Origin of the sequence: Paenarthrobacter sp. 2TAF44 (assembly GCF_052114885.1) — a bacterium.
In the GTDB taxonomy this organism is placed as follows: domain Bacteria; phylum Actinomycetota; class Actinomycetes; order Actinomycetales; family Micrococcaceae; genus Arthrobacter.
In genome coordinates this window covers 20,445-45,780 of the sequence record NZ_JBFRFP010000007.1, presented here as the reverse complement: position 1 = coordinate 45,780, position 25,336 = coordinate 20,445, and the positions used below count along the sequence as shown (strand labels likewise).

Sequence of the window (25,336 nt, the reverse complement as noted above, 5' to 3'; positions counted from 1 at the left end):
CTTACGCGAAGAAGGCCTGATGCAGTTGGGCTGACAGTTGCCCGATTTCGGTGAGGAAGCCGTCGTGCCCGATGGGGGCCTCGATCACGTGGACGGGGACGTTGCCTGGCAGGTTTTGTGCCAGTTCCAATGACTGGGCCGGGAAGTAGAGGCGGTCCGAGTCGACGGCTGCCACAAAGAATTCAGCAGTGGCGCCGGCCAAGGCTTCCTGCAAGGTGCCCCGGCCACGGCTGATGTCGTGGGACATGAGTGCCTCGGTGATGGCGATGTAACTGTTGGCATCGAACCGGCGCACCAGCTTGGTGCCTTGGTGGTCGAGGTAGCTTTCCACCTGGTAGCGGCCACGCTCCCCCAGGACCGGAGCAGCCAGGGGCGTCTCTTGGTGCTGGGCTTCGCGGCCGAAGCGGAAATCAAGCTCCAGGGCTGATCGGTACGTGATATGCGCTATCCGTCGGGCCAGGGCAAGGCCCGCCTCGGGAGTTGGTCCACCGTAGTAATCGCCGTTGTTGAAGTTCGGGTCCTGGCGGATGGCGAGCGTCTGCGACTGGGCGAAAGCGATTTGCTCAGCTGTGCTGTAGGCGCCGACAGAAATTACTGCGCACCTCTGAACACGCTCAGGGAAGGTCACCGCCCACTCAAGTGCCCGCGCCCCGCCCATGGAACCGCCGAGGACTGCGTGCCATGCCTTGATGCCCAATGCATCCGCGAGACGGGCTTCAGCCACGGTGCTGTCGCGCAACGTGATGAGAGGAAAGCGGGATCCCCAAGGCCGCCCGTCCGGAGCCTGGGACGATGGTCCCGTGCTGCCGTAACAGCCGCCCACAATGTTGATGGAGATAACGAAGAACCGGTTGGTGTCGATCGTCGCGCCGGGACCAACGAGTTGCTCCCACCAGCCTTCCTCGTCGGTGGCACCGCGGGCCACGTGCGTGCTGCCCGTCAGTGCGTGCTGAACGAGGACGGCGTTGGACGCATCTTCGTTCAGCTGCCCCCAGGTTTCGTAGGCCAGCACAACATCCGGGAGAAAACCGCCGGCTTCAAGTTCCAGCGAACCTACGCCGGCGTACTTGACCGTCCCGTCTTCTTTGCCCGGTTTTGGGGGTGCTGTAGCAGTAATGGTCATTCCTTTGACACCTAACCTCGCGCTTGCCTGCCGCCTTGCGTGCGACAGGCCAGGTCTTCACCCGGGGCACCCCACCGCGGAGGAGGGTTGCCGGCCAGCAAGCCGGGGCTGTCACTGGCACTCATGACCTAATACGTAGAGTCTAGGAAAAATACCGCTGTTTTGGCGAAGAATGTGACAGCTGTGTGACGGTTTGGGGTCCCTTCGTTCAGGAACACGCAGCGAGAAGGGCCGCCCGGCGAATTTTCGTCGGCGGGCGGCCGCCCCGCTAAGCGCCCTTGGCAGCCCGGAAACCAGCCTCCAAGTCAGCAATGATGTCGTCCACGTGCTCGATTCCCACCGACAGGCGGACAAGGCCGGGATACACGCCCGCAACCAGCTGCTGTTCGACCGTGAGCTGGCTGTGGGTAGTCGACGCCGGGTGGATAACCAGCGAGCGGACGTCACCGATGTTGGCAACATGGGAGTGCAGCTCCAGGCCATCGACGAATCGCTTGCCGGCCTCGACGCCACCCTTGATGTTGAATGCCACCACTGCGCCGGTACCCTTCGGCCCGTACTTACGGCCACGGTCGTACCAAGGGCTGGACGGCAGACCCGCGAAGGCAACCGATTCGACGTCGTCGTGGGCTTCCAGCCATTCAGCCACTTTGGTGGCGTTCGAGACGTGACGCTCGACGCGCAGGCTCAGGGTTTCCAGCCCTTGGGCGATGAGGAAGGCGTTGAACGGGGAAACGGCCGAACCCAGATCGCGCAGCAACTGCACGCGGGCCTTGAGAATGTAGGAGAGGTTGGCTCCGAGCGCGCCGTCCTTGCCAAGGTCCCGGGCGTAAACGAGTCCGTTGTAGCTGGGGTCCGGAGTATTGAATCCAGGGAAGCGTTCCGGGTCCTTGCCGAAATCAAAGTTTCCGGAGTCCACGATCACGCCGGCGATCGCCGCACCGTGGCCGCCCAGATACTTGGTAGCCGAGTGCACCACAATGTCCGCACCCCATTCGATGGGACGGATGAGGTATGGGGTGGAGAGCGTGTTATCCACGATCAGCGGCACGCCAGCTTCATGCGCAGTGCGTGAAATCCCTTCGATGTCCAGCACGTCCTGGCGCGGATTGGACACCACCTCGCCGAAGAACAGCTTGGTGTTGGGCTGCACGGCGTCGCGCCACTGGTCCAGGTTGTCCGGGTCTTCCACGAACGTCACGGAGATACCGAACTTCTTCAGTGTGTGTGCCAGCAGGTTGTAGGTGCCGCCGTACAGGCTGGGGCTGGCGACGACATGGTCACCGGCCTCGGCAATGTTCAGGATGGCGAAGGTTTCCGCGGCCTGTCCTGAACTGAGGAGCAATGCGCCCAGCCCGCCTTCGAGGCTGGCGATCCGCTGCTCAACGGCATCCTGAGTCGGGTTGCCGATTCGGGTGTAGATCGGGGCGAGCTCGGCCAAGGCAAAGCGGTTGGCTGCGCTCTCTGCGCTGGGGAAAACGAAGGACGTGGTCTGGTAGATCGGAAGCGACCTCGCTCCCGTGGCAGAGTCAGGCTCCTGCCCTGCGTGGATCTGGCGGGTTTCGAAAGACCATCCTTGGGACATTGAATTCTCCTCTTAGTGGCGCGCGGGTTTGCCGTTGATCGCTGTAGGCGTGGGCTGGGGCCAGTCTAGGAAGCGCCCGGGTACTTGGACAGCTTTGTGACGAAGGCAGTATTTTTCGGTCTTTGGGCGACCCGGCATGACGCAGTCGAATGGCATACAGCAAGGTCCCATGTTAGTTAGGCTTCCCTTAGCTGAGACCCCGATCACAAAGTGCCAAGATGAAGCCATGCGCATGGATCACGTCTCTTACGCTTGTGAACGAGATGGCCTTTTGGCCACTACCGAACGAATTTCCGCAGCTCTGGGAGTGGACGCAGTCCGGGGCGGAGTGCACCCGCGCTTCGGTACCCGGAACATGATCATTCCCTTGGCGGATAACAAATACCTGGAAGTCGTAGAGGTCCTGGACCATCCTGCTTCTGACAAGGCACCCTTTGGCCAGGCAGTCCGAGCACGCTCGGCGGCTGGCGGCGGTTGGATGGGCTGGTGCGTCGCCGTTGACGACCTCGCCCCCTTCGAAGAACGCCTCGGCCGTTCCGCAGTTCCGGGCAACCGCAAGTTCCCGGATGGCCGCGAACTCGTGTGGCAGCAGATCGGCATTCTCGGCTTGATCGCCGATCCCCAGGTGCCGTACCTGCTCAAGTGGGAGGGCGACCCCTCACTGCACCCGTCCAAGGTCTATGACAGTGACGTCAAGATGTCCAGCCTCACCATTGCGGGCTCGGCGGAACGCGTCACCGAATGGCTGGGCGAACCCGTTGAGAAGCCGCTCGAGGACGTCGCTGTCCAGTGGATGGCCCCGCACGGTACGCCTGGCATCATGTCCGTCACTTTCGAAACAGCCTCCGGCGCCGTCACCATCTGACGCGTCACTTCCCTTGGGGGCCTGCTCCCCTCCCCGGTCCTGTGTGTCCGGTCAAGCTTCGGCCGCCATCAGCGGGTGCCAACGACGTCACCCACCGATGGCGGCCGAATTTCTTTAATTGATGCCTAACCCAGGCCTATCGCCTTGCCGAAGAGGCTGAAGCCAACGAACGCGACGATGTCCAGCAGCGCATGCGCAATCACCAAAGGCATCACCCGCTTCGTCTTGGTATAGAGCCAGGCGAAGACCAATCCCATGGCGAAGTTGCCGATGAACGGTCCGAAACCTTGGTACAAGTGGTAGCTGCCACGAAGCGCCGCGCTTACCACAATGGCCAACGGGGTGCTCCAGCCGAATTTTCCGAAGCGGTCCAGGAGGTAGCCGACGACGATCACTTCCTCAACGATCGCATGGCGAACGGCGGAGAGAATCAGCACAGGCACAGTCCACCAGTAAGCCTCCAGGCCGCTGGGCACAATGGCGGTGGTGATTCCGAGGGCACGGCCAGCAGCGTACAAGCCAAGTGAAGGGATGCCAATTGCGGCTGCGAGGCCCAGCCCCTGCAAAAGGTCCTTGCCCGGGCGCGCGAAATTGAACCCCAATCGGGCAAAGCCTGAGCCACTTGCACCTTCCCGGCCACCCTGTGAATGCGATGACAGGAAGTAGAACACCAGGACCACCGGAACCAAAGCGAAGATAATGTCCAGCAGTTGGTACGTGAGATCGAAATACTCGCGGGTGCTTTGGGACCTGTTAAGCGTCGAAGTTGCCTCGGACAACGGCGCGCGTGTCATCTTGTCCAGAAGTTGCACCACGGAGTACACGGCTGATTGGCCCAGAGACAGGCCCAGTACGATGAGTACTTCGGCGCGCAGGCGGCGGCGGGAAGCAAGGAGCATGTACCTATCTTGCCTGCAGTTCCTGCCACTTTGCCGTGAACTGCGCACGTTCGGGTTCCACCCGCAGGCAGACCCTATGCTTGGTGGGATGAGTGCCCCAGGGAGAATCTTCATGATCCGGCACGGCCAGTCCGCCGCGAATGCCGACACGTCAATCTACAACCGTGTGCCGGACTACCGCATCCCGCTCACCGAACTAGGAGTTGAGCAGGCACGGATAGCCGGCGAGGCCCTCAGGCGGAAGCTCGACGGCGAGCAGGTCTGCGTCTACGTGTCCCCCTACTTGCGGGCATACCAGACTCTTGAGGCGTTGAACCTCGGCCCGTTGATCGAGCGCGTGATCGAAGAACCCAGGCTTCGCGAGCAGGACTGGGCCAACTTCCAGATCGCCGGGGAGATCGAGGACCAAAAGGAGCTGCGTAACCTTTACGGCCACTTCTTCTACAGGTTCCGCGAGGGCGAGTCAGGCTCGGACGTCTACGACCGCGTGTCCTCGTTCATGGAGACCCTTTACCGCCACTGGCAAAAGCCGACGTACGCCCCAAATACCCTGATGGTCACACACGGACTGACCATGAGGCTGTTCTGCATGCGCTGGTTCCACTGGACTGTTGAGTATTTCGAGTCACTGAACAACCCGGACAACGCCGAACTACGCACACTGATAAGGACCGACGACGGCCAGTACAGCCTCGACGAACCGTTCAGCCAGTGGGTGCCAAGGGATGTTGACGATTCAGTGCTTCACGCGCCGAGAATGCGTTTCTAGCAAGAAGCACTTAGTTGCCGGGGGCGACGATGACTTCCGTGCCCTTGGCTTCGAACGCAGCCTTGTCCGCGGCGCTGATCCCGGCGTCCGTGATGAGGTGCCGGAAGTCATACCCGGCCATGGCCGCAAAGGAGCGGCGGCCCACCTTGGAAGAGTCAGCCACCACGTACGACTCAGTGGCCCGGCGTGCCATGACGGTGTTCACCATGGCTTCGCCTTCATCGGTGATGGTAGGGCCGAGGTCCGGGTCAACACCATTGACCCCGATGAACGCAATGTCCAGGGCGACCTTCTGCATGATCACGTCGGTGTACGGGCCCACGAGCTCGTAGGAGCGCGGATTGAGGATTCCCCCGGTAACCATGATCTTGATATTCGGACGAACGGCGAGCTGCGAGGCAATGTTGATCGCGTTGGTCACCACCGTGAGAGTGGGCCTGTTGGACGGCGCGTTGAGGTCCTCACGGGTGGACAGCAACTGCGCCAGAGCCGTATTGGTGGTTCCCCCGCTCAGGCCGATCACCGCTCCGGGTCGGATCAGGGCGGAGGCGGCCAAGGCGATCTCCTGCTTGGCCAAGGCGTGGTCGTCACGGTTGTATCGGCCCGGGAGGTCGTAGGACACGGATCCGGTGGTGGCGCCACCCCGCGTACGGCTGAGCAGCCGTTGTTTTGCAAGGCTGTCCAGGTCCCGGCGAGCCGTGGCCGGTGACACGCCAAGCCGCGTCACGATGTCCTCGACTTCCACATGGCCGGATTCGGCCAGGAGGTCAAGGATGGCGGTCAGCCGATCGGTGCGGGTCATGACGAGCCTTTCGCGGGGTCTGGCTATTTCGCTTTGGCGAACAGCGTGAGCATACGTGCGGATTCCAGCACCAGTGCGTCCCGGCCGGCCTTGATGTACTTCCGGGAATCCACCACTGCAGGGTTGGCATCGAGGTACTCACGGACGGCGCGGGTGAAGAACCCGTTCAAATGTGTGGATACGTTGATCTTAGTCATACCTGCGCCGATCGCAGCTACGAGCATCTCGTCTGTGACGCCTGAAGAGCCATGCAGGACCAGCGGTTTTCCGACCGCCGACTTCAGCCGCGTGATCAAGTGCAGGTCCAGTGCTGCGCTGCGTTCGGTCATGGCGTGGGAGGAGCCAACGGCCACTGCGAGCGCATCCACACCCGTTGCTTCAACAAACGCCTGCGCTTCGTCGGGGTCGGTCCGGACACCGGGTGCATGGGCGCCGTCCTTGCCTCCCACTTTGCCGAGTTCGGCCTCCATGTAAACGCCTCGCTCGTGGGCGTAGCGGGCTACCCGTTGCGTGACTTCGACGTTCCACTCATAGGGCAAGTGCGCGCCGTCGAACATTACGGAGCCAAAACCGAGGTCCACGGCCGCGATGGCGAGGTCCTCGGACTCGGCATGGTCCAGGTGAACGGCAACGGGCACCGATGCGTCGCGGGCGATCGCCAAAGTCGCCACAGCAATCGGCTCAAGTCCACCGTGATACTTTGCGCAGTTCTCCGAAATCTGCAGGATCAGCGGAACACCCGCTGTCTCGGCACCCGCCACCAGCCCCTCCGCTGTTTCCACGTGGATGACGTTGAACGCGCCTTGGCCCGTAGAGCTGGCCGCGGCCTTGTCCATCAATTCCCGCGTGCTGACAAGGGTCACCGGGTCTCCTTCCATGTCACGATCAGTTGGTCTTCAAGTTCCTGGTATCTCGGCGAGATCTCGCCTGCTGCGGGCATGAGCACTGCGGCGGCGGACCAGGCAGTAGCCCGGCGGAGAATCTCGCGGGGTTCGGTAACGCCTTCGGCGAGGGCGACGGCGGCAGCCGCCACACCGGCGTCGCCCGCCCCTGTGGGGTTGCCGCTCAGGGGCTCGGGGAGGCTGGCACTCCAGTACCCGCCCGGTGCTGCGTGGTCGAAGGCGAGCATTCCGTCCGCGCCGGCGCTGACGAGGACAGTGCGGGCACCCATGGCAATCAGCGAGAGCGCAGCGGCTTCCACGCTCGACTGCCCCGTGGCTTCCGCGAGTTCGTGGTGATTGGGTTTCAGGACATCGGCACCGGCCTTGGCTGCGGTGATGATTCCTGGTCCGGAGGTGTCGATGATGGCGGGGATGCCGGCGTCGTGTGCCATCTTCACCAAGGAGGGGTAAAAATCGGCAGGTGCATCCGGTGGCAGGCTGCCGGAACCCACCAGCACGGCGGCCGGAGCTTCTCCGTCACCGCCACGGACGGCTTTAACGACGGCGGCAGTCAGCGAGCGCCAGTCGTCCGGCAGGAGTGACTGGCCTTCCTCGTTGAAAATGGAGGTCTCGCCGGCGACGGTGTCCACGAGCGCGATGCTGCGGCGGGTCTCGGCGGCGACAGACACCAGCGCGTGGGGCACGCCGCTGGTCCAAAGTTCGGCAGCCAGGGTCTGTCCAGCGGCTCCTCCGGTAGGAGCAATGGCCAGCACGGGATGGCCCACTTGATGAACCACCCTGGCAACGTTGAGCCCTTTGCCACCGGCGCGGCTGATGGGTGTGGGGACCCTGTGGCTGGCGCCTTCGGTGATTCCGTGGACGGTGTAGGTCATGTCGATGGCGGGATTGGGGGTCACGGTGACAATGCGGGTTGCGGCGTTTCGGGATGTGCCGGCCGCGGCTGGGCTGGTCATCGCGCACCGTCCAGGAGCGCACGTGCGTTCAATGCCGCGCCAAGGAGCCCGGCGTCCTGGCCAAGCTGGGCTTGGATGAGGCGTGGGCGTCGTTGGAAGTCCAGGATCTGGTCAACCCGAGCGCGGAGCGGTTCCAGGAGGTCCTCGCCTGCTTCGGCCAGGCCTCCCCCGATCACTACCGCTTCAGTGCCGATGATGTTCACGCACTGGCAGATGGTGAAGGCGAGGGCGTCCACCGCATCCGCCCACACACGGGCAGCCATGGCATCTCCATTTTGGGACCGGAGCAGGACGTCCCGGGCACCGTCCACGATGTTGCCCGACTTCCTGCTGTATCGCTTGGCGATCGCGCCTGCCGAACCGACTGCCTCGAGGATGGTGGCCCCTGGTGCTTGAGTTCCGGCTGCTTGAGTTCCGGCTGCTTCAGTTCCGGCGTCGGGGTCCGGTACCTGGGCGTGGCCGAGTTCACCGGCGAAACCACCGGCCGTGACGGCCACACCACCGGAGAAAACGGCGGCGGCGATTCCCGTGCCCACCACCATGACCACGACGTCGTTGAACTCCTTGGATCCGCCAAAGGTGTGTTCCACGGCAGCGGCCGAGCGGACGTCGTGATCGAACGCCACGGGAAGCCCCAGCCTCTTCTCCGCCTCGGCGGTGAACGGGAAATTGCGCCACCCAAGGTTCGCGGAGTAGATCCCGATTCCTCCCACGGAATCCACAATGCCAGGGACGATGACGCCCGCTGCTTTGGCCGGGATATCCGGAAACTCAGAAGCAAGCTGGCGGGCGAGCTCCGTCAGCTTGTCCAGTACGGCATCCCCTGGGTGCGATGGATCCAGGGGCGTGGGGACCCGGCGCATGCCCAGGACGTTTCCAAAGGCATCCACGAGTCCGGCCTTCACGTCTGTACCGCCAACGTCGAAGGCCAGGACTGCTGATTCTGCATGCCCGAGAACCATGATGAGTGCCTAGGCGGAGGCGTCGAGAATGACGGAGCGCGTCAGGTTCCGGGGCAGGTCCGGGTTGAGGCCACGGACGCGCGCACGTTCCAGGGTCACTTTGTGAACGCGGGCCAGTTCAGCCAGCGGGTGCTTGTCCGTGTGGATGTATAGGGCACCCGTGGCGGCCATGTCCTTATCAAGGCCCTCGGGCTGTGCGCCAAACAACCAGGTCACGCGTCCTGGCGCCGCGATGGAGATGGGACCATGGCGGTATTCCATGGCCGGGTAGGACTCGGTCCAGCCCTGAACGGCTTCGCGCATCTTAAGTCCTGCCTCGTGGGCCAGGCCGACAGTCCATCCGGTACCGAGGAACGTGAATTGCTCAGCATCCAGAAGTTCCTGTGCCACGGGACCTGTCACTGCATCCCGTGCGTCCTCGATAGCCTGCTTGACATCAATCCCAAGGCTGGTGAGCAAGTAAACCAGTGCCGAGGTCGCGAAGCGGGTCTGCACCACGGATCGCTCATCTGCATACGGGAGTCCGATCACTGCGTCGGCCAGCTGAACGATTGGCGAGGACGTATCGCCAATAATCGCAACAATGGGGACGATGCCCTTAAGCCCTGCCAGGATCTCCAGCACCTCAGTGGTGGTGCCGGACCGCGTAATGGCCACAACGGCGTCGTACTGGCGATCCGCGCTGTTGCTGTTCAGGAAAGCCTCCGACGCCGCGAAGGCATCCGTCACGCCTTTGCCCGCGGATTCACGGGCGGCAGCATAGCTTTGGGCCATGAACCAGGACGTGCCACAGCCGATGACGGCGATCCGCTGGCCGTCGGCGGGAAGCAACTTCTCAGCACGGGCCTGGTCGATGGCCCGCTGCCAGACGTCGGGCTGTGATACCAGCTCTTCTTCCATGAAGGCACCCAGTGTGTTCTCGCTCATCGTGTGTTTCGCTCCTGCTCAGCCAATGACGTTTTATGATCTATAGAAACAGTAAACGATCAGTTTCGATCTCACAAGGATCATCTGCAGGAGTGGATCCGGTAATTGGGCAGCCCAGTAGTCAGGACGATGGCGAAGTGCTGGCAGGGGAAACGGCTACGAGCAGCAGGGAAGGCTAAACCTGTTCCGGTCAGCCGATGATGGGCCGCTCTTCGGGCAGGTTGAACAGGCGCGGGCGTGAAGATAGGGCGAGTGCCGAAGCGACCGTCACGGTGCCGATGCGCCCCGTAAACATCAGAACCATGAGCACCCACTCAGCCGAAGGAGGGAGGTTGTACGTGATTCCTGTGCTCATGCCGACTGTGGCGAAAGCCGAGATGGATTCGAACAGGACTTTCTCAAGGCTGTAGTCGGTGAACATGAGCAGCAGCATGGTTCCAGTAATGACAGCACCGATGCCAAGCAGCGCTACCGAAAGGGCCTGCCGTACCGAGGCAGGGCTGATGGACCGGTGGGCTATGGTCACATCGTCCCGTCCCCGGACTTCATTCCAGATGGCGAAAGCAAGGAGGAGGAAGGTCGTGATCTTGATTCCACCGGCAGTTCCGGCGCTTCCCCCTCCGATGAACATCAGAATGTCGCTGACCATGAGCGTCTCCGGTGAAGCCACTCCGTAGTCGATGCTGTTGAATCCCGCGGTGCGCGGGAACACGCTTCCGGCCAGGGAACCGACGATCTTTCCCGGTATGGACAGCGGCCCCAGGGTTTCGGCCCGGTTCCATTCGAACGCGGCGAACAATACGAAGCCGGCTATGAGCAGGAAGACCGTACCGAAGACTGTGAGGCGCAAATGTACCGTCCAGTTCCGGACCCGTAGTCCCCCGCCGTTGAGCAAATGGATGAGTACGGGAAAGCCGAGACCACCGGAAATGATGGCCAGGCAGATGGGGACCAGGATGTAAGGGTCTTCGCGGAAACTGATGAGGTTGTCACTGTAGAGCGCGAATCCGGCATTGTTGAAGGCTGACACTGCGTGGAAGACTCCATGCCACAACGCAACGGCCGGGTTGGAGTCGTAGGCGAGCCAGAACCTCACTGCCAGGATTGCTGCCGTTATCGCTTCAAAAACGACCATGATCCGGGCAACCCGGAAGAGCACGGAGCGGACATCCCCGAGGTTGAGGGTGTGCGTTTCTGACTGCACCACAAGCTGCCCGCGCAAGCCGATGCTTTTGCGGACGAGCAGCGCCAGCAGGGTCGCGAGCGTCATGATGCCGAACCCGCCAACCTGGATGAGTGCCAGAATCACGACATGCCCGAAAGGTGTCCAGTAGGTTGCCGTGTCAACGGTAACCAGGCCCGTGACACACGTCGCGGACACGGCGGTGAACAGGGCCGTCATGAGCGTGGCAGGCTCAGTGCCGTTGCGGGAGACGGGCAGCATCAGCAGTGCTGCGCCGAGGAGGATGACTGCCAGGAAAGCAAGCGGTACTGAGCGGACTGGGTGTGAGAGGGCGCGCCTCAGGACGTTTTCACGTCGCGTCTGTGGGTCCCGGTGCTTCCACAACGTCCGTGCGTTGCCGTTCCCGGGTTGGGGTGGTCCAGGGGTGCGGGAGCGGAGATTTGGGTTAGCCGACGGCTTCGGGTTAGCCGACATGGATGCCTGGGCGAAGGTTCGGGTCGGGTTCGTTTTCGCGGATGATTTCCCGGACGACGGGGGCAGTGTCGCCGCGGCCCAGCAGCAGGTATCGCATCAGGTGTGCCAACGGGTTGCCTTCAGCCCATTCGAAGTAAGCGTGGGGACGGACGCCTGTGGCGTTGCGCAGAGCCAGGAGGATCGCTGCGATCGCGTTCGGGGCGGCGGGGCTTTGGGCCCGCAGGATCCGGTGACCGGCTACTTCGACGCCGGTGACGGTGAGTGTGTCGCTGAAACTGGAGGGGTCACTGACATCGATTTCCAGGAAGATGACGTCGGCGGAGCCAGGGACCGGGTTCAATTCGCGCTGGTCGGTTTCCTTGGCCGCGTATTCGGCAGCATCCCGTGCCTCGGGGCGGTTGGCGATGAGGTTGAGCCGGCCGTCGTAGTCGAGGGAATCTGCGATAAAACGACGCGCATTCTCGTCGAATTCGATGCGGTCCACGCGCAACTCGGTCGTCCGGCTGACCCTGGAAACGAGGGACACAACGATGATGCCCAGGATGAAGAAGCCGGAGATGGTGAGTCCATCAGGTTTCTCAATGACATTCGCTATCAGGGCGTAGAGCAGAATGAGGGTCAGCACGCTGAAACCGATGGCTGCCCGGCGTCGTTTTCGGCGGAGGGCTGAGATGGTCACCGCGGCGGCGCCAGAAACCATCATGGCAAGAATTCCCGTGGCATAGGCTCCTGCCTGGGCGTTCACGTCCGCGTTGAAGCCGATGGTAATGAGTACGCTCACGGCTGTGTAGACGAGTACAACGGGACGCACTGCCCTGGTCCAGTCCGGCGCCATGCCGTAGGAGGGGAGATAGCGCGGGACGATGTTGACCAATCCCGCCATCGCTGATGCCCCGGCGAACCAGAGGATCAGGACACTGCTGATGTCGTATATGGATCCGAATCCTTCGCCGAGCCTTTGGTGTGCCAGGTAGGCCAGGGCACGGCCGTTGGCTTCCCCGCCCTCCCGGAATGCTTCTGCCGGTATCAGGACAGTCGTGACGAAACTGCTGCCGATCAGATAGACACTCATGATGACCGCAGCGGTGGTGAGGAGTTTGCGGGTGTTCCTGATACGGGCAGCCAGCCGTTCCTCGGGAGTCGCACCCTTCGCCGAAACCAGGGGCATCATGCTGACGCCGGTCTCGAATCCTGAAAGGCCCAGGACGAGGAGGGGAAAGGCGATCAGGGCAGGCAGGATCAGTCCGCCCAGGCCACCCCCGGACGCGGCAGTCAGCGCTCCGGACCAGGAGGACAAGAGCGCCGGGGAGGCTACGATGTCAAAGATCCCGACGCCGATGATGATGGCGTTCAGTCCCAAAAACACGGCCACGAGCGGTATCGCCACGGCGACGGCCTCGCTGAAGCCCATAAGGAACACCCCGCCCAGGATCAGCAGGAGAACCACCGTCACTGCCACTGCTTGGCCTTCCAGGAACGGCGGAAGGAACGGGTTCTCCAGAAGGTGCACCGTTGCGTCGGCCGCGGACAGGGTGATGGTGATGATGATGATCCACGATGTCGCAACGAAGCCGAGAAGGACGAGGACGAAAATTTTGCCGCGCCAGAAAGGCAGGAGGTTCTCCAGCATGGCCACGGATCCCTGCCCGTGGGGGCTTTCCTTTGCCACCCTGCGGTACATCGGCAGCATGCCCAGCAAGGTCAGAGCAACGATCAACAACGTCGCCAATGGGGAAAGGGCACCGGCGGCAAGTGCTGCTATGCCGGGAAGGTAGGACAACGTTGAGAAGTAATCGACGCCCGTCAGGCACATGACCTTCCACCAGCTTTGCTGCGTGGCGTGGTCCTCAACGGATTCAGGACCGACGGGCTGGTGGACGCGGTGTTCCAACAACCATCGCACCAGCGGATTTCCTGATTGCCGTTTGCGTTCAGGGGTTGGGATGCTGTCCGGAATGTCCTTCCGGGCCGATGTTGTCACTGCCTCGTCTTCCTGTCTGCCGACATGATCCCCGGGAGCGTAGCACCGGAGATCATGTGGAAGCAGGAAAATCGGGAATCCTTTACGGTTCCTTTACGCCTCGGGGGATGCTTGCGGCAACCCTTGCCGCCTCTTCGTAGCTGGAGGGTGCTTGCTGATGGAAGGCAGAATCAGCATCTTCGCGGAGCACGTCGGAGGCCAGCACCCGGACGTGAACAAGCTCGTCGTAGGCTTCGCTGCAGCCCAGGACATCTCCACGGACCTTGGGTCCGTGAGAACCCGGGTCAGGAGATACCTGGAAAATAATCCACCATGTGTCTCCGGCTTTGTCCCTGAAGAGGTAGCCCCCCGGAGGGCAATACGCAGCGCCGTCTACACCCCGGCCTCCGTAACCCTCCACTGAGTCCGGCAGCGCAGCGAACCTCACACCGCCGTCGGTATCGTCTTGATGCGCGCCCATCCGCGAACACCTCCTTTATCAGCCGACGTGGACCCACGGGCGCTGGGTGACATCAGGCACCGCCTCCCGCAGCACTTCCCTGGTGACGGGAGCGATTTCACCTTCCCCCAGGAACAGGAAGCGCAGGAGGTTGGTGAAAGGATTTCCTTCCGTCCATCGGAAGTAGATGTGTGGCATGAGCCCCGTGACGTCACGGATGTGGATCAGGACGGACGCGATGGTGTTCGGTACGACGGGACCGTGGACCTCCAGGATCCGGTACCCGTGCCGCATCACACCGTGTACTTGCAGTTCCGTTTCGAAGTCTGAGGAATCGTCGACGATCACTTCGAGGAAGATTGCTTGTTGCTCCAGGGGCAGATGGCTGACCTCGATCGCTGAGGTGAGCTTGTCCCGGTACGCTTCGGCGGTGAGCCGGAGCGGTTCGTGGGCGATGATCGCGATGGGTCCTTCGAGGGTGTCGGACATGAATTCCAGGGCCTGACGGTCCAAGTGGACGCGGGTGGCGTGGAGTTCGAACGAGCGTCGGATGCGGGAGAGCAGGGAAATCACGATGATTCCCAGGATGAAGATTGCCGCGATCCTGATGCCTTCGGGGCGTTCGAAGATATTGGCGATGGTGGTGTAGGTGAACACCAGGGAGATGATGCCGAAGCCGATGGTGCGCTTACGCTGCCTGCGTCGGCGCGCAGAGAGCGTGACGGCAACGGCCGCCGAGGTCATCAGCACCAGAACGCCGGTAGCGTACGCGCCGCCCTGGGCGTCGACGTCGGCTTCAAAGAGGAAGGTGATGAGGAAACCGACGAGAGTGAAGACGAGCACCAGTGGGCGGACGGCCTTGGCCCACCCGGGGGCCATCCCGTAGCGCGGCAGGTACCGCGGGACGAGGTTCAGCAGTCCTGCCATGGCGGAGGCCCCGGCGAACCACAGGATGGCGATGGTGCTGATGTCGTAGATACTGCCGAAGCCGACGCCGAGATATTCGTGGGCGAGGAACGCCAGGGCGCGGCCGTTGGCTTGGCCGCCGGGTTGGAATTCCTGTTCCGGGATCAGGACGACGGTGATGAAACTGGTGGTGAAAAGGAATCCGCTCATGATGACAGCGGCGGTTGTGAGCATTCTGCGCGTTCCGCGGATGCGGCCCGCCGGGTTTTCCTCGGTGTCGGCCTCGTCTCCCCGGACCTGGGGCATGACGGCGACACCTGTTTCGAAGCCTGAGAGTCCGAGGGCAAGCTTGGGAAAGACGAGCAGAGCGATTCCCACGACCATGATCGGGTCCCCGTGCGAGGTCCAGAGCGCGTTCCACCACCCGCCCATGGCGACCGGGTGCGTGAACACCTGGGTGAGGGTCACGACCACGACTATGGCATTGAGGCCCAGGTAAAGGACGACGAGGACAACAGCGACTCCGATGGCTTCCTTGAAGCCGCGGAGGAAGACGGCAGCCAGCAGCGCCAGGAGGAAGAGCGTGACGAGGATGTTCTGGCCCTGCAACCAACCGGGGGCGACAGGGTTCTGAATGAGGTGTGCACTTGCGTCGGCGGCGGAGAGGGTCATGGTGATCATGAAGTCGGTTGCGGCGAACCCGAGCAGGATGAGGACGAAGAGCTTGCCGCCCCAGCGTGGCAGGAGCCGTTCAAGCATCGCGATGGAGCCTTCGCCACGGTGGCTTTCCCGGGCGACGCGGCGGTAGACGGGCAGGGCGCCCAACAGGGTGACGGCAATGAGCACCAGGGTCGCCAATGGTGAGATCACGCCGGCGGCCAGTGCCGCGATCGCGGGCTGGTAACCCAGGGTGGAGAAGTAATCGACGCCGGTCAGGCACATGACCTGCCACCACGGATGCTTCTTCTCGTTGGCCGCGGTTATTCCGCCGGGGCCCTGATGGGTGCCCTTGCTGTCCTGGAGCCCGAACAGCAGCCAGTTTTTCAGTGCGGCTTTTCCGGCTGGCTTGGGTGCCGATGGGTCAGCAGGGGGCCTGCTCAACGTGGTCATTATTTCCTTTCCGCGCGGCATAATGCGCCGCGGTCACAGCCGAAGCTAACACCAAGGGAAAGCATCAAACCGGGAAAGACGTTTCTATTTACGAATCATTTACACCCCTTCCGCGCTGCCGGTTACGGCTCGAAGCGATAACCCATCCCGGCTTCGGTGAGCAGATGCCTGGGCCGGGCAGGGTCGGCTTCAAGTTTGCGGCGCAGCTGTCCCATGTAGACGCGGAGGTAATGCGTTTCTCCGTCGTATCCCGGGCCCCAGATCCTGGCCAGCATCTGCTGCTGGGTGATGAGACGTCCCGGGTTACAGACCAGCAGCTGCAGGATGGCCCATTCCCGCGGGGTGAGCCGCACTGGTGCGCCGTCGCGGGTCACTTTCTTCTTTTCAAGGTCCACTGCGAAGTCCCCGACGTCGACGATCACGACTTGTTCGCCGCCGTCGGACGTCCCGAGACGGCGTTCAGCGACGCGCAACCGTGCCAGGAGTTCGTCCAGGCCAAAAGGTTTCGTGACGTAGTCATCCGCACCGGCGTCGAGGGCACGGACTTTGTCCACGGACCCTTGCCTGGCGGAGAGGACAATGATGGGCGTGCTGCTGGAACGACGGATCCTGGTGATGACGTCAACGCCGTTGATGTCCGGCAGTCCAAGATCCAAAACAATAATTTCCGGATGGTTGACCTCGGCATGCTGCAGAGCCGTGGTGCCGTCCATTGCGGTGAGCACCTCGTATCCCTCGGCGCGCAGATTTACCTGCAAAGCGCGTAGCAGTTGGGGTTCATCGTCTACGACGAGCACGGTCCTCATGCCTCACCTCGTTCCGCGCTGCCGGATGCGGGATGCGCATTCCCGTCGCCGGTGGAAAGAGGAAGGCGGATGGCAACCGTCAGTCCCCCTCCCGGCGTCGGTTCAGCCTTCAGTTGGCCGCCCATCGCTTCGGTAAAGCCTTTCGCAACAGCCAGTCCCAGTCCGATGCCCAAGCCAGCCGGCGCGTCGTCCAGCCGCTGGAACGGCTCAAACATGGCGATCACGTCCGAGGCGGCCACACCCTGGCCGTGGTCCACGATCCGCAGTTCTCCGCAGGGGCGTCCTTCAATCGTGGCCACCCCTGAACCATTGGCAGGTCCCACGATGACGATATCCGAACCTGCGGCATATTTCAGGGCATTCTCGACGATATTGGCAATGACGCGTTCCAGCATGCCCAGGTCGGCATCAATGGCTGGAATGTTCGGAGCCAGATCGATCCGGATAGCTCCTTCCGGCACTCCCCGCAGCGCGTCTTCGATGGCATCACGCCACGTCACCGAGGACGTGAGCGGGGCAGTGGATCCGCTGGAGATCCGTGACATGTCCAACAGATTGCCCACCAAGGAGTCAAGGCGGTCCGCGTAGGAGTCGATGGTATGGAGCATCTCGTCCTGTATCTCTTCGGGAAGCCGTCGCTTCTGGCGCTGCAGGGCGGTCACGGCCAGCTTGATTCCGGCCAATGGTGTCCGCAAGTCATGGCTGACAGCGTTCAGAATGGACGTCCGGATGCTGTTGCCCTCAGCCAGTTTCGTGGTCGTCTTCAGCCTGAGCTGGAGTGCATAACGTTGCCTTAGTAAAAGCAGGTGGGTCGCGTGGGCCGCCAGCAACCGCCGCTCGCCGGCACTGAGTGGCCTGCCAGAGACCACAAGGGCCGTCTCGGAATCTGCCATTTCAAAGGCCCCGGCCCCTGAATCAACCGAACCCGGAGGCTGTGGCGGCGAGTCACCTGACTGCGCCTGGAGTTCCCAGCCATCCCTTGTGCTGGAGGTTCCTGTACCGGAGTCTCTGGTGCCGGGGGTTCGGGTAAATAATCCCACCGAGCCCACTTGGAAGGTCTCACGGACCTTATCCAGAAATGTCGCAATCGTGTCGTCCTCGATCAGGGCGTTCCTGGCCAAATCCAAGAGTGTCGCCGCCTCGGCACGGGCATGAATAGCCTCCTGGGCCCGCTTGGCCGAGAGGCCTACGACCAAGGACACAGCAATCCCGGCACCCAGGAACACGAGCACGGCAAACAGAATCTGCGGGTCGCTGATTCTGAAAGTCCCGACTGGTTCGGTCTCGAAATAATTCAGCAGCAACGAGTCCAGAATCGCGGCCAGCACCGCAGGCCATAGACCGCCGATGAACGCCACCGCCATCACCCCGGTCAAATGCACCAGGACATGGGTGGCAAAGTTCAGATCCGGGGCAAAAGACATCAGTGCGGTGACCAGAACGGGGATCAGCACCGCCAGGACAAAACCCGTCGTGGTCCTGGCGCGGCCCAAGCCTCCCGACGTCATTCCCGGAAATATGCGAAGAATTCCCCTTGCCATGTCCACAGTCTGTCAGCTGTGCAAGGGGTCTTGTTACACCGCGCGCACGCCCGCCCGCCACACCGAATGCGTCAGCGGGATCCCCGGCCGGTACGCGAGGTGCGTGGCCGAGGGCGCCTTCAGCATGTGAATGTCCGCGCGATGACCGACGGCGAGCGAACCCACCGCCCGTTCGCCGTCGACGTCGTTCCCGGAATCGCGGCCTAATGCAAGGGCGCCGCCGTACGTCGCCGCCCGAACGGCCTCGTGGACACTGAGGTGCATCTGCAGGACCGCCGTGGTTACACAGAACGCGATGGAACTCGTGTACGACGTACCGGGGTTGCAGTTGGCGGCGAGGGCGATCTGCACGCCGGCATCGATCAGCTCCCGGCCCGGTGCGAGCGGCTGTCGCGTGGACAAGTCACAAGCGGGCAAGCACGTTGCGACGGTTCCACGGGCGCCACTGCCCGTAGCCGGGTCCCAGCCCTTCCAGGTTCCCGCCAGCGCGTCAACGTCCATCTGCGAAAGGTAGTTCACGTGGTCCACGCTGGCGGCCCCGAACTCCACGGCCAACGCAACGCCTGGCCCCTCGCCCAGCTGGTTGCCATGCACGCGCAGCCCCAACCCCGCGTCCCGGGCAGCCGTAAGGACCCTGCGGGACTGCTCTTCCGTGAACGCACCGCGCTCGCAGAACACATCCGCCCAGCGCACATGCGGCAGGACGGCGTCGAGCATTTCACCGCAGACCAGGTCCGTGTACTCCTCCGGATCGGACCCGGCCGGCACCAGGTGCGCGCCGAGGTAGGTGACCTCGTCCACCAGAGCCGCGGCGATGCGTGCACTGCGGGCTTCGTTCTCCACGTCCAGGCCGTAGCCGGTCTTGCTCTCAAGGTAGGTAGTCCCCTGCGAGACGGCTTCAGTGACACGGTCCCTCACCAGAGTCGTCAGTTCATCGTCACTCACGCTGCGGGTAGCCCCCGTAGTGACAGCAATGCCGCCGGCACTGTAACTCTGCCCGGCCATGCGGGCCTCAAACTCGGCTGTGCGATCACCGGCGAAAACGAGGTGGGAGTGCGAGTCGACCCAGCCAGGCAGGACGGCGCGGCCTTCGGCGTCGATCTTTGTATCCGCCACAGGAGCGTCGTTGTTGGACCCGATCCAGGCAATGCGCTCGCCTTCGAACACGATCGCGGCGTCTTTGAGGACACGATGCTCCAGGTCCTGGGTCATCAGCTCGCCGATGTTGGTGATAAGAGTGCTGTTTTGTCCTGGACTGCTGATTCCGCTCATGTCCCTATTGTTCAGCGCCGGATGGACCAGCGAACGGCCGCAAGCTGTTCGGCTGTCCGGGATTCCGGACTGTCCTCTTTTACCTCGCCCAGGATCAGGCCGGCCGCCAGCTCGGCGATGGCTGAGGACGTCTGGAATCCGTAGCCGCCCTGCCCGGCCAGCCAGAAAAAGCCCTTCGCTTCGGCGTCGAAGCCAACCACCGGGATTCCGTCCGCAGCTTCTGTCCGCAACCCCGTCCATGCACGATCCACTGAACGGATGCCCAAGGTTGTCAGTGAGTTGAGCCTGCTGATGAGTTTGTCCACATCACCGGCATAAGGTTTAGCGTCTTCGGCCCCGCTGGGCACGGTTTCCGACGGCGAGATGAGCACCTGGTTGCCCTCGGCGCGGAAGTAGAACGAGTGATCGGCTGCAGCCACCATGGGCGTTTGCGGCGTCAGCGATTGCTCGACGTTCACAATCGCCGCGGTCCGCCGATAAGGCTGCAGTCCCAACTTCTCCACGCCGCTGATGACGGCCAACTCATCCGCCCACGCACCCGCGGCATTAACCACGACGGCGGACTGGAAACCTTCCGTTCCGGCACCCACCTGCCAGCCACTTCCGAGCCGCTGGGCCGAGTGGACACGCGCACCGGTGATGATGTCAGCTCCCGCCGCCTGAGCCCTCTTCCGGTGATCTTCCAACAAGGCCGGTGCATTGCAACCAAACGAGCCGTTGTCCAACCCCGCGGCCTGGAACGAGTCCGGCTTCAGGACCGGGCAGAGCTGCATGGCTTCAGCGTGGGTGATTGTGTGCATGTTGCCGCTGGCTTCTGCCCGGACTGTTTCCTCATCGCCCACCAGCATGAACCTGCGTGGGGTAAGGACGGGCTCCGGAAGTTCGGCGTCGCGGGCCCTCATCAGCTCCAGGGTCCGGACCGTGAGTTCCTGCACTATGGGCGGCCCGTAGCTCGGAATCAGCTGGCGGGCCGAGCGCGAGGAGGTGTGGAAGGCCAACGATTGTTCGGCCTCCACCAGTGCAACCGTGCACTTCCCTGCGAGCGCGGACGCCAGGGAAAGCCCCGCAATGCCGCCGCCAACGATTACCACGTCATAGTTCGAAGCCATGGCTCCATCCTGTCAGACGGCACGAGAGGTGCCCATCCCTCTCTCACATCCAACCCCCAACGGCCGGATGTTGCTTCACATCCAACCCCCAACGCCCCGATGTTCTCTCCCTTGCGTCAAGAAAGTGATCGAACATCCGGTGGAAAGCGGCAGGATGTGAGAGAAGATCGGGCCTGACGCGGCAGGATGTGAGAGAGCATCGGGGACGGTTAGGCGACCGCTGCCCGGCTCTTGACGAACGCCTGAACGCAAGCTTCGACGTCGTCGCTGCTGTGTGCGGCGGAAAGCTGGACGCGGATGCGGGCCGCTCCCTTCGGAACCACGGGGTAGCTGAAGGCGGTGACGAACACGCCGTGACCGAGCATCTCATCGGCAACCTTTGCGGCAATCACAGCGTCACCGAACATCACGGGGATGATGGCGTGTTCGCCGTCGAGGAGCTCGAAGCCTTCCTCGCTCATGCGGCGGCGGAACAGGGCTGCGTTTTCGAACAGGCGGGTGCGGAGTTCGCCGGATTCCTGGACCAGCTCGATCGCCTTGATGGTGGCGGCCACGATGGCCGGCGCCAGGGAGTTGGAGAACAGGTACGGACGTGCCTTCTGGCGCAGCATCGCGACGATTTCGCCGCGGCCTGAAACGTAGCCGCCGGATGCCCCGCCGAGGGCCTTGCCGAACGTTCCCGTGTAAATGTCCACGCGCTGGGAAACACCCGCGTGCTCGGGAGTACCGGCACCCGTGGGTCCCATGAAGCCGACGGCGTGGGAGTCGTCCACCATCACCAGGGCGTCGTGCTTCTCGGCGAGGTCGCAGATGGCTTCGAGCGGGGCAAGGTAGCCGTCCATGGAGAACACACCATCGGTGACGATGATCTTCCGGCGGGAACCCTCGGCCTCAACGAGCTTCGCCTCAAGGTCAGCCATGTCCTGGTTGGCGTAGCGGAAGCGCTTGGCCTTGCTCAGGCGGATGCCGTCGATGATGGATGCGTGGTTGAGGGAGTCCGAGATGATGGCGTCTTCGGGGCCGAAAAGGGATTCGAAGACACCGCCGTTGGCATCGAAGCAGCTGGAGAACAGGATGGTGTCTTCGGTGCCCAAAAACGCCGAGACACGGGCCTCGAGTTCCAGGTGAAGATCCTGGGTGCCACAAATGAAGCGCACAGACGCCATGCCGAAGCCGCGCTCGTCCATGGCGGACTTGGCGGCGGCAATGATGTCCTGGTGGTCGGCAAGGCCAAGGTAGTTGTTGGCACAGAAGTTCAGCACAGTGTTGGCTGGCTGGCCGAGCTGGCCGGCGGCGATGTGGCTGGCCTGCGGGGAATCGATGTGGCGTTCGGTCTTGAAGAGGCCGGCGCCGCGGATCTCGTCGAGTTCGCCTTGGAGTTGGTCTTTGATGGCTGAGTACATGGGGTGCTCCTGAATACGTCGGGAAAGGTTCTGTGGCGGCAGCGGGGTTAGAGTTCGGTCCAGTCGAGGACTACTTTGCCGCCGGTTCCGGCGCGGGCGATGTCGAAGCCCTTCTCCCAGTCGGTCGCCGACAGCTTGTCGGTGACCACTGCGGAGATGTTCCGGTGCAGCACGGGGTTGGAAGAAAGCATGGCGCTCATCGCGTACCACGTCTCGAACATTTCGCGGCCATAGATGCCCTTGAGCGTGAGCATGTGGGTGACCACTTTGCCCCAGTCGATGTCGATGGACTGGCTGGGAAGGCCCAGCATGGCGATCCGCCCGCCGTGGTTCATGTTGTCGATCATCTCAGGCAGTGCCGTGGGGTGTCCGGACATTTCCAGGCCGATATCGAATCCTTCGCGCATACCCAGCTCCCGCTGGGCGTCGCGGACGCGCATTTTGGAAACGTCGACGGCGAGGTCAACGCCCATTTGACGGGCCAGTTCCAGTCGGGGAGCAGATACGTCAGTGATGGCGATCTTGCGGGCGCCAGCATGGCGGGCGACGGCAATGGCCATCAGCCCGATGGGTCCTGCGCCGGTAATGAGGACGTCTTCGCCCACCAAGGGGAAGCTCAGGGCTGTGTGGACAGCGTTGCCGAAGGGATCGAAGATGGCACCGAGTTCCGGCGTGACGGATTCGTCGTGGTGGACCCACACGTTGGTCTCCGGAATGACCACAAATTCGGCGAACGCACCATCGCGCTGCACTCCAACGGAGACGGTGTGGATGCACATCTGGCGGCGTCCAGCACGGCAGTTGCGGCAGATTCCGCAAACCACGTGGCCTTCACCGGACACCCGGTCTCCAACTTTGACGTCTCGGACGTCCTCGCCCACTTCCACTACTTCACCGTAGAACTCGTGGCCCGCAATGAGCGGCGTTTCGATGATGCTTTGGGCCCAGGCATCCCAGCTCTGGATGTGGAGGTCGGTACCGCAGATGCCCGTGGTCATGACCCGGATCTTGACGTCGCTGGGTCCCGCTTCGGGCTCTGGACGGTCAACGAGTTCGAACCCTGCGTGTGGTCCGGATTTGTAGAGAGCCTTCATGGGATTCCTCACTGCTGGGGCTGCTTCGCTGCTGCTGACTCCATTAGAGCGCCGCTGACGATTTAGCACAACTAGATTCTTCTCAATCAACGATTTAGGATTTGCTAATGGAAATCCATCAGTTGCAGATGCTTCGTGAACTCGGGGACCTGGGCAGTGTCAAAGCTGTGGCCGAGACTCTTATGGTCACCCCATCGGCCGTTTCGCAACAGCTCGCGCTCCTGCAGAAATCGGTGGACGTTCCGCTGACACGCAAGGAAGGCCGCGCCCTGGTCCTCACCGACGCCGGACAGGTCCTCGCCGAGGCCGGGGCCGCCGTCGTGAACGCCATGGCGGATGCGCGGGCAGCGATCGGCGCCTATCACGACGCTCCGGACGCGCCTGTCAGTGTCAGTGCCTTCCACAGTGCGGGGCAGGCGCTGTTTGCGCCGTTGGCAGCGCTGTTGGCGTCCGACGGCGGGAAGTCGCCTAGGCTCCGACTCTCGGATGAGGATGTGGCCCAGGAAGATTTCCCGGGCTTGGTTGCCCGCTACGACCTCGTCCTGGCTCACAGGATGGACAACAGCCCGCCATGGCCCGGCGACAAAGTGGCCGTGATCCCGTTGGCCGACGAACCCCTGGACGTCGCCCTGCCCGCCGATCACCCGCTGGCATCCCGGCGCGAACTGAAGCCGTCCGACGTCGTGGATGAAACCTGGGTGACAAGCCGCGACGGCTACTCCCCTGCGGACGTGCTCGCCGCCGTCGTTGCCGTGAGCGGACGGCCCGCAGAAGTGCTGCACCGGATCAACGACTACTCAACTGTTGCCGCGCTTGTGGCGGCGGGGGGCGCGATCGGACTCCTGCCAAGGTTCACGGCGCGGCGCGTCCTGGATGCCGGCGTTGTGCTGCGGCCGCTTTCCGGCGTGAACGCGGTGCGTAAGATCGACATCCTGGCCAGGCCCGAAACGCTGAAACGGAAATCAGTCATGACGGTTTGCGAGTCACTTCAAACCGTCATGACCGAACTTATCGAGCTATCCAGCCCCCGCTAGCTAGCCACGGGCCAAGGCCGGTTGTCCGGCGTCGAAGTAGGCCACAAGCCCGGCGGGCAGTGCAGGGACCTCCCGCGCGCAGCCGTCGCCGCGCAGCGATTCGGTGGCGAGTACGCCGGCCACCACTGCCTGCCGCGCAGCCACGGGACTCGTTTGCGTTTGGCCGCCTTGGGAGGCGAAGCGCAGGAACTCGTCAATGAGGCGAGGGTCTGCACCCCCATGGCCTCCGTTACCGTCCTGGATTGTATGCACCTCGTCTGGTGCCGCGTAGCCGGAAGTCCGGCTGGTCCAGACGTTGATGGTGTTCCCGGGCCCGTCGCCGAAGTTCTCGATTCTGCCCTTGGTGCCGATGATGGTGTAGTTGCGCCAGTAGTCCGGTGTGAAGTGGCACTGCTGGTAGGAGGCCAGCACGCCGTTGTCCAGGACCATGTTCATCATGGAAATGTCCTCGACGTCGATCACCTCAGCCAGGCCTTTCTGCTCCGTGGGCGGCCAATTGTCCACCGAGTACCATTCGCCCATGCGCATGCCCGCGTTGTTGCTGCGGTTGGTGACATCGCCATAGACCGCGAGATCACCGACGGCGGCAACCCGCTTGGTGTATCCGCCGGCCAGCCAGTGGATCACGTCGATGTCGTGCGCCCCTTTTTGGAGGAGCAGGGAGGTGACATTGGCGCGCTGGGCATGCCAGTCCTTGAAGTAGTAGTCCCCGCCATCGCCGACAAAGTGCCGGCACCAGATGGCCTTGACCTCGCCGATCTTGCCCTCCTGAATGATTTGGCGCATCTGTACTACAACCGGCATGTGCCGCATATTGTGTCCAACGTACAAGCGCGTTCCGGTCTCATAGGCCGTCTTCAAAATCAGGTCCGCTGCCTCCACGGTGATATCCAGGGGCTTCTCACAGAAGGTCGCAATGCCGGCCTTGAGCGTACGAACCGCGACGGCGGCATGCTGGTTATCGGGGGTCAACACCAGGACAGCGTCCAGGTCGCTGGCGAGCACTTCTTCGAGGTCGCTGGTGATGCGGGCCGAGGGGATGCTCGCCGCGGCGTCCGCCCGTCCCCTCTCGCTCACGTCACAGACGATGGTGACTTCAGAGCCGTGACCCGGTTTATGGGCGTGTCTCCACAGCCCGGAGCGCAGGCCGAAACCCACGATGCCGACCTTCAAATCCTTTTCCATGAGGTGCAATTT

22 protein-coding genes and 1 riboswitch are annotated in these 25,336 nt (G+C 62.8%); of the genes, 3 read left to right on the top strand and 19 right to left on the bottom strand.

Annotation, left to right across the window (positions count from 1 at the left end):
• Position 1 precedes the first annotated feature (1 nt).
• Both metX and AB4Z15_RS08800 read right to left on the bottom strand, forming a co-directional pair.
• Positions 2–1,123 carry a homoserine O-acetyltransferase MetX gene (gene metX / locus AB4Z15_RS08805; protein ID WP_442016990.1) on the bottom strand — a complete coding sequence of 374 codons (1,122 nt, stop codon included), beginning with the start codon at positions 1,121–1,123 and terminating at the stop codon, positions 2–4.
• 14 nt (positions 1,124–1,137) lie between these two features.
• Positions 1,138–1,252: riboswitch (SAM riboswitch) on the bottom strand.
• 139 nt (positions 1,253–1,391) lie between these two features.
• The gene (locus AB4Z15_RS08800) at positions 1,392–2,708 is read right to left on the bottom strand and encodes a bifunctional o-acetylhomoserine/o-acetylserine sulfhydrylase (RefSeq protein WP_442016989.1); all 1,317 of its coding nucleotides are present in this window, start codon (positions 2,706–2,708) and stop codon (positions 1,392–1,394) included.
• Positions 2,709–2,934: 226 nt separating this feature from the next.
• Here AB4Z15_RS08800 and AB4Z15_RS08795 point away from each other — a divergent pair, with 226 nt between their 5' ends.
• Complete coding sequence (locus tag AB4Z15_RS08795; protein ID WP_442016988.1) at positions 2,935–3,573, top strand: VOC family protein; 639 nt, start codon at positions 2,935–2,937, stop codon at positions 3,571–3,573.
• Positions 3,574–3,698: 125 nt separating this feature from the next.
• Here the strand turns inward: AB4Z15_RS08795 and AB4Z15_RS08790 are convergent, their stop codons facing one another.
• A complete protein-coding gene (locus AB4Z15_RS08790) occupies positions 3,699–4,472 on the bottom strand; it encodes a CPBP family intramembrane glutamic endopeptidase (protein ID WP_442016987.1) in 774 nt (257 codons plus the stop codon).
• A gap of 112 nt (positions 4,473–4,584) precedes the next feature.
• Between AB4Z15_RS08790 and AB4Z15_RS08785 the strand changes: the two genes are divergently transcribed.
• A complete protein-coding gene (locus tag AB4Z15_RS08785) occupies positions 4,585–5,241 on the top strand; it encodes a histidine phosphatase family protein (RefSeq protein ID WP_442016986.1) in 657 nt (218 codons plus the stop codon).
• 10 nt (positions 5,242–5,251) lie between these two features.
• Here the strand turns inward: AB4Z15_RS08785 and AB4Z15_RS08780 are convergent, their stop codons facing one another.
• From AB4Z15_RS08780 to tdh, 15 genes are all read right to left on the bottom strand, one after another.
• Positions 5,252–6,043 carry a DeoR/GlpR family DNA-binding transcription regulator gene (locus AB4Z15_RS08780; RefSeq protein WP_442016985.1) on the bottom strand — a complete coding sequence of 264 codons (792 nt, stop codon included), beginning with the start codon at positions 6,041–6,043 and terminating at the stop codon, positions 5,252–5,254.
• A gap of 23 nt (positions 6,044–6,066) precedes the next feature.
• Complete coding sequence (locus AB4Z15_RS08775) at positions 6,067–6,921, bottom strand: class II fructose-bisphosphate aldolase (RefSeq protein ID WP_442016984.1); 855 nt, start codon at positions 6,919–6,921, stop codon at positions 6,067–6,069.
• Positions 6,903–7,898 carry a 1-phosphofructokinase family hexose kinase gene (locus AB4Z15_RS08770; RefSeq protein WP_442016983.1) on the bottom strand — a complete coding sequence of 332 codons (996 nt, stop codon included), beginning with the start codon at positions 7,896–7,898 and terminating at the stop codon, positions 6,903–6,905. Before AB4Z15_RS08770 ends, AB4Z15_RS08775 begins: the two co-directional genes overlap by 19 nt.
• Positions 7,895–8,860 carry an ROK family protein gene (locus AB4Z15_RS08765; protein ID WP_442016982.1) on the bottom strand — a complete coding sequence of 322 codons (966 nt, stop codon included), beginning with the start codon at positions 8,858–8,860 and terminating at the stop codon, positions 7,895–7,897. The genes AB4Z15_RS08770 and AB4Z15_RS08765 overlap by 4 nt, the downstream gene beginning before the upstream one ends.
• Before the next feature lie 9 nt (positions 8,861–8,869).
• Positions 8,870–9,787, bottom strand: coding sequence for an SIS domain-containing protein (locus tag AB4Z15_RS08760; RefSeq protein ID WP_442016981.1), 918 nt, complete (start codon positions 9,785–9,787; stop codon positions 8,870–8,872).
• Between the two features lie 190 nt (positions 9,788–9,977).
• Positions 9,978–11,444, bottom strand: a complete 1,467-nt coding sequence (locus AB4Z15_RS08755; protein WP_442016980.1) for a TrkH family potassium uptake protein — start codon at positions 11,442–11,444, stop codon at positions 9,978–9,980.
• Positions 11,434–13,425: an amino acid transporter gene (locus AB4Z15_RS08750; protein WP_442016979.1), complete on the bottom strand. Its 1,992-nt coding sequence runs from the start codon at positions 13,423–13,425 to the stop codon at positions 11,434–11,436. Before AB4Z15_RS08750 ends, AB4Z15_RS08755 begins: the two co-directional genes overlap by 11 nt.
• Before the next feature lie 82 nt (positions 13,426–13,507).
• The gene (locus AB4Z15_RS08745; protein ID WP_442016978.1) at positions 13,508–13,885 is read right to left on the bottom strand and encodes a hypothetical protein; all 378 of its coding nucleotides are present in this window, start codon (positions 13,883–13,885) and stop codon (positions 13,508–13,510) included.
• Positions 13,886–13,903: 18 nt separating this feature from the next.
• Positions 13,904–15,880, bottom strand: a complete 1,977-nt coding sequence (locus tag AB4Z15_RS08740; protein ID WP_442016977.1) for an amino acid transporter — start codon at positions 15,878–15,880, stop codon at positions 13,904–13,906.
• Positions 15,881–16,002: 122 nt separating this feature from the next.
• Complete coding sequence (locus AB4Z15_RS08735; RefSeq protein ID WP_442016976.1) at positions 16,003–16,686, bottom strand: response regulator; 684 nt, start codon at positions 16,684–16,686, stop codon at positions 16,003–16,005.
• Complete coding sequence (locus AB4Z15_RS08730; protein ID WP_442016975.1) at positions 16,683–18,227, bottom strand: sensor histidine kinase; 1,545 nt, start codon at positions 18,225–18,227, stop codon at positions 16,683–16,685. The genes AB4Z15_RS08735 and AB4Z15_RS08730 overlap by 4 nt, the downstream gene beginning before the upstream one ends.
• A 33-nt stretch (positions 18,228–18,260) precedes the next feature.
• Positions 18,261–19,499, bottom strand: coding sequence for an imidazolonepropionase (gene hutI / locus AB4Z15_RS08725; protein ID WP_442016974.1), 1,239 nt, complete (start codon positions 19,497–19,499; stop codon positions 18,261–18,263).
• A gap of 11 nt (positions 19,500–19,510) precedes the next feature.
• The gene (locus AB4Z15_RS08720; RefSeq protein WP_442016973.1) at positions 19,511–20,608 is read right to left on the bottom strand and encodes an NAD(P)/FAD-dependent oxidoreductase; all 1,098 of its coding nucleotides are present in this window, start codon (positions 20,606–20,608) and stop codon (positions 19,511–19,513) included.
• Between the two features lie 209 nt (positions 20,609–20,817).
• Complete coding sequence (locus tag AB4Z15_RS08715) at positions 20,818–22,011, bottom strand: glycine C-acetyltransferase (RefSeq protein WP_442016972.1); 1,194 nt, start codon at positions 22,009–22,011, stop codon at positions 20,818–20,820.
• Positions 22,012–22,058: 47 nt separating this feature from the next.
• The gene (gene tdh / locus AB4Z15_RS08710; protein ID WP_442016971.1) at positions 22,059–23,105 is read right to left on the bottom strand and encodes an L-threonine 3-dehydrogenase; all 1,047 of its coding nucleotides are present in this window, start codon (positions 23,103–23,105) and stop codon (positions 22,059–22,061) included.
• A 107-nt stretch (positions 23,106–23,212) separates the two neighbouring features.
• Between tdh and AB4Z15_RS08705 the strand changes: the two genes are divergently transcribed.
• A complete protein-coding gene (locus tag AB4Z15_RS08705) occupies positions 23,213–24,139 on the top strand; it encodes a LysR family transcriptional regulator (RefSeq protein ID WP_442016970.1) in 927 nt (308 codons plus the stop codon).
• Here AB4Z15_RS08705 and AB4Z15_RS08700 read toward each other — a convergent pair whose 3' ends face one another.
• Entirely contained in the window at positions 24,140–25,324 is a 1,185-nt protein-coding gene (locus AB4Z15_RS08700; protein ID WP_442016969.1) for a Gfo/Idh/MocA family protein, read from the bottom strand.
• Positions 25,325–25,336: the final 12 nt, after the last annotated feature.

Bases quoted from the DNA above. Each gene is read 5' to 3' on its own strand.
- metX (WP_442016990.1), bottom strand. From the start codon at position 1,123: ATGACCATTACTGCTACAGCACCCCCAAAACCGGGCAAAGAAGACGGG.
- AB4Z15_RS08800 (WP_442016989.1), bottom strand. From the start codon at position 2,708: ATGTCCCAAGGATGGTCTTTCGAAACCCGCCAGATCCACGCAGGGCAG.
- AB4Z15_RS08795 (WP_442016988.1), top strand. From the start codon at position 2,935: ATGCGCATGGATCACGTCTCTTACGCTTGTGAACGAGATGGCCTTTTG.
- AB4Z15_RS08790 (WP_442016987.1), bottom strand. From the start codon at position 4,472: ATGCTCCTTGCTTCCCGCCGCCGCCTGCGCGCCGAAGTACTCATCGTA.
- AB4Z15_RS08785 (WP_442016986.1), top strand. From the start codon at position 4,585: ATGATCCGGCACGGCCAGTCCGCCGCGAATGCCGACACGTCAATCTAC.
- AB4Z15_RS08780 (WP_442016985.1), bottom strand. From the start codon at position 6,043: ATGACCCGCACCGATCGGCTGACCGCCATCCTTGACCTCCTGGCCGAA.
- AB4Z15_RS08775 (WP_442016984.1), bottom strand. From the start codon at position 6,921: ATGGAAGGAGACCCGGTGACCCTTGTCAGCACGCGGGAATTGATGGAC.
- AB4Z15_RS08770 (WP_442016983.1), bottom strand. From the start codon at position 7,898: ATGACCAGCCCAGCCGCGGCCGGCACATCCCGAAACGCCGCAACCCGC.
- AB4Z15_RS08765 (WP_442016982.1), bottom strand. From the start codon at position 8,860: ATGGTTCTCGGGCATGCAGAATCAGCAGTCCTGGCCTTCGACGTTGGC.
- AB4Z15_RS08760 (WP_442016981.1), bottom strand. From the start codon at position 9,787: ATGAGCGAGAACACACTGGGTGCCTTCATGGAAGAAGAGCTGGTATCA.
- AB4Z15_RS08755 (WP_442016980.1), bottom strand. From the start codon at position 11,444: ATGTCGGCTAACCCGAAGCCGTCGGCTAACCCAAATCTCCGCTCCCGC.
- AB4Z15_RS08745 (WP_442016978.1), bottom strand. From the start codon at position 13,885: ATGGGCGCGCATCAAGACGATACCGACGGCGGTGTGAGGTTCGCTGCG.
- AB4Z15_RS08740 (WP_442016977.1), bottom strand. From the start codon at position 15,880: ATGACCACGTTGAGCAGGCCCCCTGCTGACCCATCGGCACCCAAGCCA.
- AB4Z15_RS08735 (WP_442016976.1), bottom strand. From the start codon at position 16,686: ATGAGGACCGTGCTCGTCGTAGACGATGAACCCCAACTGCTACGCGCT.
- AB4Z15_RS08730 (WP_442016975.1), bottom strand. From the start codon at position 18,227: ATGGCAAGGGGAATTCTTCGCATATTTCCGGGAATGACGTCGGGAGGC.
- hutI (WP_442016974.1), bottom strand. From the start codon at position 19,499: ATGAGCGGAATCAGCAGTCCAGGACAAAACAGCACTCTTATCACCAAC.
- AB4Z15_RS08720 (WP_442016973.1), bottom strand. From the start codon at position 20,608: ATGGCTTCGAACTATGACGTGGTAATCGTTGGCGGCGGCATTGCGGGG.
- AB4Z15_RS08715 (WP_442016972.1), bottom strand. From the start codon at position 22,011: ATGTACTCAGCCATCAAAGACCAACTCCAAGGCGAACTCGACGAGATC.
- tdh (WP_442016971.1), bottom strand. From the start codon at position 23,105: ATGAAGGCTCTCTACAAATCCGGACCACACGCAGGGTTCGAACTCGTT.
- AB4Z15_RS08705 (WP_442016970.1), top strand. From the start codon at position 23,213: ATGGAAATCCATCAGTTGCAGATGCTTCGTGAACTCGGGGACCTGGGC.
- AB4Z15_RS08700 (WP_442016969.1), bottom strand. From the start codon at position 25,324: ATGGAAAAGGATTTGAAGGTCGGCATCGTGGGTTTCGGCCTGCGCTCC.